2 protein-coding genes are annotated in these 1,020 nt (G+C 44.5%); both read left to right on the forward strand.

Annotated elements, in window-relative coordinates; translation table 11 throughout:
• The coding region (gene tnpB / locus CEX98_RS22125) for an IS66 family insertion sequence element accessory protein TnpB (RefSeq protein WP_143484386.1) at positions 1–232 on the forward strand (232 nt) is incomplete at its 5' end.
• 86 nt (positions 233–318) lie between these two features.
• Positions 319–1,020 (forward strand): IS66 family transposase zinc-finger binding domain-containing protein (locus CEX98_RS22130; protein ID WP_143484387.1); only part of this gene is annotated, 702 nt, incomplete at its 3' end.

Genomic DNA, 1,020 nt, shown 5'->3' on the forward strand with positions numbered 1-1,020 from the left:
CACTGGTGCGTTATTTTTATTTTGCAACAAAGCGAAAGATAAACTCAAGTTGGTTTACTGGGATAAAACGGGATTTGCATTGTGGTACAAGCGGTTAGAAAAACAAAAATTCAAATGGCCAAACAAAGCGAGTCTGCAAGAATTTGAACTCAGCCCTGAGCAACTGGATTGGTTGCTGTCGGGATATGATGTGCTTGGTCATGAAGAGTTGCAGTATCAATCTATGATCTAATTAACAGTAAACGATCATTGCCACACATCCTATTTTATCTGCCATGCAAACGAGAAAGGAGCATAAAATTTTGTTAAATTGCAGGTATGAAACTTGATGCACACTCACTGCCTGACGACCCAGAACAACTCAAACGCATGTTGCTTGAGTTGCAACAGCATATGGATGAAAAGTTAGCTGAAAAAGACGCGCAAATTCACGAATTGCTGCAAGCTTACAACGCGAAACTTGCTAAAGAGTACAGCAAAAAGTCGGAGAAAATGCCGGGGGCAGGCGAAGTATTCAATGAAGCGGAAGAAACGCTTGATGAGTATGATAAAGCGCTATTGGCAACATCCCCCTCAGTAAAGAAAGAAAAATCCAAACCTAAGCGCCGCCCACTGCCAGCGCAGTTACCGCGAGTAGAGGTGATTGTTGACCTTGCTGAGGGTGAAAAAGTATGTGATTGCTGCCAAAGCCCCTTGCATAAAATGGGTGAAAGCGGCAGTGAAGCATTAGAGTTTGTGCCAGCGCATATCAAAGTGATTAAAACCATTCGCCCGAAATATACATGCCGGCACTGTGAGCGTGAAGGCATTGATTGTATGGTGAAATCCGCCCCGATCCCCGCTGTGCCGATTCCAAAAAGTATCGCAACGGCCAGCTTGCTGAGTCAACTAATCACCTGTAAATACCAGTTTGGCCTACCGCTTTATCGCCAAGAAACCATGTTAGGTGATATTGGTATAGAATTGAGCAGACAAACCATGTCGAGCTGGATGCTACGCTGCGCAGAGCTGTTGTCTCCT

It is taken from the genome of Pseudoalteromonas piscicida (genome assembly GCF_002744175.1).
GTDB lineage: Bacteria > Pseudomonadota > Gammaproteobacteria > Enterobacterales > Alteromonadaceae > Pseudoalteromonas > Pseudoalteromonas piscicida_B.